The organism is Accumulibacter sp., assembly GCF_032229525.1.
Classification (GTDB): Bacteria; Pseudomonadota; Gammaproteobacteria; order Burkholderiales; family Rhodocyclaceae; genus Accumulibacter.
Genome location: NZ_JAVTWB010000144.1, coordinates 43807 through 48915, shown reverse-complemented (window position 1 = coordinate 48915; position 5109 = coordinate 43807). Strand labels below are relative to the sequence as shown.

The window sequence follows — 5109 nt, the reverse complement described above, 5'->3', positions numbered from 1 at the left end:
CGTTCAGGTTGTTGGTCCAGCGCTGGCGGGCGGCCGCGAGGCTGTTCTGGCGATTGATGTAGGCCCAGGCACTTTTCGGGAAGAAGTGCAGCGGGGCCGACAGGCCGCGGCGGTACAAGGCGATCAACTCGCCGAGATGGTGGCGCGCGGCCGGCGGCTCGCAAGGTGTCAGCCGGTAGCTGCCATCGCGCGAGTGCCAGGACGTCTGCGGCTCGACGCCAGCCGGCGCCATCGCGCACAGGAAGAGGTGGCTGATCCAGCCGGCCAGATAGTCGGACACGCGCACGTCGTCGTAGCGATAGCGCAGTAATCCGGTCGGGCGAAGGTCGCTGAGCGCGCCGGCGAGTTGCCAGTTTTCGCTCGCGAAAGCGTAGTCGAAATGGGCGTGCGCCGCCGGCAGCGGTGGCGCGGCGAGTTGCGGGCCGAGCGGGGCAGCGAAGCGCTGCATCCGCGCCATCTCGTCGGCAATCAGTCGCGCGCCGAGCGGCCCGGCCGGGAACTCGTTGCCGGCCAGCGCCAGGTGCAGGATTTCGTCCTCCGCGACGCCGGCCAGCACCGCCGGCAGCACGCGCCCGGACAGTGCTTGCAGGCCCGTGTAATCGGGAAGGAAGGGCTCGTCGTCCTGCAGTTCCTCCTCGGCGGTCGCCAGCGCAAGGTTCAGACGTTGGCGGAGAAGCAGCCGGCAGGGGTTGCGGAAGAACTGCAGGAGCTGTTCGAGGCTGACCTGGCGCCATTCGGCGGCCGGCGGTTCCAGCGCCGCGAAAAAGAACGGCAGCGTTGCCTCGCTGGCCCCGCTATCGCTGCTCTCGTCGCTGTCGTCAAGAACGTCGTTGACCGGAGGCGTTACGGCAAGTGAGCGCTGCCGTAGCGCCTGGCAGTAGTCGGCGTTGAAGCTGCGTCGCCGGGGATCACTGTCGGCGAGGAAGTAGTCCGGCGAGAAGGCCTGCAAGGGATGCTCGACGATCAGGCGCCGCCGCACGGCGTCGACCCTCGCCGGGTCTGTCGGGTCGTCGGCGCAGGCTGCGCTGAGCGTGTCCAGCAGTTCAGCGAGCAGGACCGACGGCGGGGCGACGCTGTTGTCGCGGATGCTGCGGCCGCTGTAGCTGAGATACAGGCGCTGCCTGGCAGCGAGGACGAGGTCGAGGAACAGGTTGCGCTCGTCGAGGCGCCGCTGGCGGTCGCCAGGCTGCGGTGACAGCGTCATCAGGTTGAACTCGGCTTGCCGATTGGCGCTCGGGAAGGCGCCATCGTTCATGCCGAGCAGGCAGACGACCCGATAGGGCAGGGTGCGCAGGCCGTTCAGTGAAGCAAAAACCACCGCGCCGTTCGGGACACTGCCACGCCCCGGGTCGTCGAGCAGGGCGGTCAGCGCGCTGTGCACCACTGCCAGCGGCAGGGCGGAGTGTGAGCCGCCGCGCAGCATGTTGCCATGCAGCTGGTTGATCGCCGCATGCATGGTGCGCAACTCGTCGACCAAGTCGCTGCCGGCATGGGTGAAACGGTCCAGCGCGTCGGTCAGCGAGCGTTGCCAGCTGCCGGCGTCGCGCGCTTGCGACCAGTCGTCGCGCAGCGCTTCGAGCAGGCGTATGAATTGCCACCAGCGACCAAGCGTGGCGGCCTCGGCGCCTTCAGGGTCGCCGGCAGCGATGCGTCCGGCGACCACGCTGTTGCGGGCGAGCGGGTCGTCGCCCAGGGCGTAGGCCAGGAACAGCCGGTGCAGCCCATCGGCGAAGCTGTGCCGATCGGTCGCCGGGAGATCCAGGCTGCAGCGACTATCGGCGTCGAGTCCCCAGCGAATGCCGGCGGTGCGGATCCAGCCGTGAATGAGATCAAGATCATCGGCGGCCAGTCCGAATTTTTCCGCTACCGCTTGCTGTTGCAACAGCGCGAATACGGCGCTGGCCGTGAAGCGGCTGCCGGCGAGCGTGAGCAGACTGTCCAGGGCGCGGGCGATCGCATTGGTCCGCGTCTGTGGCAGGCCGGTGATGGTGTAGGGGATGCGGCGGGCGGCCGGGACGGTGCCGAACACCGCATCGATCAGCGCTGCCGCTGCCTTGAGATCGGGTACAAGCACCAGGATCTGGTCCGGTGGTGGCGGATCGACGGTGGTAAACAGCGCCAGCAACTGGTCGTGCAGCACCTCCAGCTCGCGGGTCAGCGAATGGCAGAGATGGACTTCGATGCTGCGATCGTCGGCGGCGAGTTCGAGGCTGCCCGGCTCGAGTTCGTCTAGGTCGAGGATGGCGTTTTGCACGTGCGCCAGTAGATGCTCGCCGCCAGCCGGCAGGAAGACGCTATCTTCCTCGGCGATCTCGCGGTCGTCGGCGAACAGCAGCTCGATGTGCGCTTGCGTCTGTTTCCCCCAGGCGGCCAGCAACTGGTTGCCGACCTCGTGGTAGGCATCCCGGTCGTGCGCCGCCAGGTAGCCCAGTCGCTTGCGGTCGACGATCTCGAACCAGTACTCGCGGCACGGATTGAGGACGTAGACCTGGATGTCGATCCAGCGCGACAAGCGGCGCAGGATGTTCAGGTAGAGCGGCGGCAGGGTGGTCAGGCAAAAGACGCTGGCACAGGCGGGCAGGCCGGCCAGCGCCGGTGCGTTGGCGCCGAGGTCCGCGATTTTCTGGAAAAACGCGGCCGCCGGGTGCTGCCGACGGGTGCCGAGTTCGGCCGTGATGCGTCGCCAGAGAGCGGCCTGCCACGCCTCGTCTTCATCGCGTGCGGCGTCCAGCCCCGGGATGCCTGCACGCTTGCCATCCGACCAGGCAGCCAGCCACTGTGGCCGATAGGTAATGTATTGCTCGATCAGCTGCGCACAGTGCTGCGCCAGATCCAGTCGCATCACCGGGTCGGCATCGCGAAGGTAGCGCGCCAGCGGTGGGTGACCGGCGCTGAAGCTGTGGTCGCCGAGGACCTCGAATACCCGCCACGACAGCAGTTCCGGCGAGAAGGGCGACACATCCTGAATGTCGACCAGGTGGCCGATCTGTGTCCACAACCACTGCGCGAGATAGGAAAACTCGACGTTGGCGCAGATCCCCTGGCGGTCGGCGCAGGCCAGTTCGACGCGGCGCCTTACCGCGGTGCTCGGAACGATCACCTGCTGCGCGGTGAACGGCGAGCATGCTTCATTCGACAAGCGGTCGAGCAGGCTTTCCAGCAGGAGTTCGAAGCGGTTGGACAGGGTGAGCCGAAGCATGGCGATGGGTTTTTTCGCTTGTCAGGCGAGCATTATCGCACCCGCTTGCGCTGATCCCGGTACTGCGCCTTCAACATCGGCCGGGTCGGCGCCTGCCAACCGGAACGCTGCGGAACGCTGGCCCGGCGGCCGCGGGACTGCCCGGTGCGGACTTTGCGTATGCCTTGATGGCAAACCACAGAAAAATCAATTATGCTGAGCTCTCCAGTACACAATTAAAGATGGAGTTCGAAGGATGACTAACAAAGGGCAACTTCTACAAGACCCGTTCCTCAACACGCTGCGACGTGAGCGCGTCCCGGTTTCGATCTATCTGGTTAACGGCATCAAGCTTCAGGGTCAGGTTGAATCCTTCGACCAGTACGTCGTCCTGCTCAAGAACACCGTTACCCAGATGGTGTACAAACATGCGATCTCGACGGTGGTGCCGTCGCGTCCGATTACCATCCAGCAGGATGCCAACGGCGAGGGGTGACCGATCACTGCTTTCTTGCCGGCTCGCCGCCGATAACGTCAGGCGACTACGTCGCCCCTGCTCTTCCGACCAGGTCCGTCGCCTTCGTCTTGTCTCAATTTTCCCCGGATCAAGCGTATGCATGAACGTCCCTCAGCCGAGGAGCGGGCGATCATTGTCCAGCTGGACTTCGGCCGTGAAGACCTTGCCGATCAGCTCGAAGAAGTTCGTCTGCTGGCCAGCTCGGCAGGCGCGACGGTCTGTAGCGTCGTGCATGGCCGCCGACACAGCCCGGATGCAGCAACCTATGCCGGCAAAGGAAAAGTTCAGGAAGTGGCTGCCGAAGTGGAGGCACACGAGGCCGATCTGGTGATTTTCAATCACGAGCTCAGCGCCGGGCAGGAGCGCAATCTGGAGCGCATTCTTCAGTGTCGCGTCATTGACCGGACCAGCCTGATCCTGGACATTTTCGCGCAGCGGGCGCAGACCGCGGAGGGCAAGCTGCAGGTGGAACTGGCTCAGCTCGAACATCTGGCCACCCGGCTGGTTCGTGGCTGGACGCACCTGGAACGGCAGAAAGGCGGCATCGGCTTGCGCGGACCGGGAGAAACCCAGCTTGAAACCGACCGTCGCTTGCTCGGTATCCGGGTCCGGCTGCTCAAGGAACGGCTGGCCAAGCTCGAGCGCCAGCGCGGCGTTCAACGCAAGGCGCGCGGACGGGGTGAGCTGCTGAACGTTTCGCTGGTCGGCTATACCAATGCCGGCAAGTCTACCCTGTTCAATGCGCTGACTCATGCCGGTGTCTTTGCTGCCGACCAGTTATTCGCCACCCTGGACACCACCACGCGCAAGCTGTGGCTGCCGGAGGTGGGGCACATCGTGCTATCCGATACGGTCGGTTTCATCCGCGATCTGCCACACTCGCTGGTGGCCGCTTTTCACGCCACGCTCGAAGCGACGGCAGAGGCGGACCTGTTGTTGCACGTGGTCGACTCGGCAAGTCCGGCGCGCGACGATCAGGTGGCTGACGTCAACAAGGTGTTGGCGGAGATCGGCGCTGCAGACGTTCCGCAGCTGACGGTGCTCAACAAGCTTGATCTGACGGGGCTGCCGCCGGCAGTCGAGCGGGATGAGTATGGTACAATCCTGCGGGTTCGCGTCAGCGCCAGCCGCGGTGACGGCGTCTCGCTGCTGCGTGAGGCGCTGGCCGAAATGGCTCTGGCGAAGGCCCAGAATCAGCGCCAGCGGGCGTCGGCTGACGCCGCTTTACAGGATGTCGAGATGCTAAATGATTCAGATGGGTCCCCATGATTTCAAGCTTTGGAGTGTTTATGTCGCTCAATGATCCACAGTGGGGAAACCGCGGCAACGATGACGGCGGTGGGCGGCGCCCCAATCAAGGGCCGCCCGACCTCGAGCAGTTGTGGCGTGATCTCAATCGTCGCTTGTCGGGTAT

Annotated in this window: 4 protein-coding genes; 3 read left to right on the top strand and 1 reads right to left on the bottom strand. The window is 65.1% G+C overall.

Annotated elements, in window-relative coordinates; genetic code table 11:
• Positions 1 to 3199 (bottom strand): exodeoxyribonuclease V subunit gamma (recC, locus tag RUW20_RS10795; protein ID WP_313952215.1); only part of this gene is annotated, 3199 nt, incomplete at its 3' end.
• A gap of 235 nt (positions 3200 to 3434) precedes the next feature.
• Between recC and hfq the strand changes: the two genes are divergently transcribed.
• The 3 genes from hfq to RUW20_RS10780 all read left to right on the top strand — a co-directional run.
• Positions 3435 to 3674 (top strand): RNA chaperone Hfq, encoded by a 240-nt coding sequence (gene hfq, locus RUW20_RS10790; protein ID WP_043565359.1) that lies wholly within the window; start codon positions 3435 to 3437, stop codon positions 3672 to 3674.
• A gap of 117 nt (positions 3675 to 3791) precedes the next feature.
• Positions 3792 to 4964, top strand: coding sequence for a GTPase HflX (hflX, locus tag RUW20_RS10785; RefSeq protein ID WP_313952213.1), 1173 nt, complete (start codon positions 3792 to 3794; stop codon positions 4962 to 4964).
• A gap of 20 nt (positions 4965 to 4984) precedes the next feature.
• On the top strand, positions 4985 to 5109 hold a 125-nt coding region (locus RUW20_RS10780), incomplete at its 3' end, for a protease modulator HflK N-terminal domain-containing protein (RefSeq protein ID WP_313952222.1).

What these genes read in the sequence shown, in the direction of transcription:
- hfq (WP_043565359.1), top strand. Translation starts at nt 3,435, where the DNA reads ATGACTAACAAAGGGCAACTTCTACAAGACCCGTTCCTCAACACGCTG.
- hflX (WP_313952213.1), top strand. Translation starts at nt 3,792, where the DNA reads ATGCATGAACGTCCCTCAGCCGAGGAGCGGGCGATCATTGTCCAGCTG.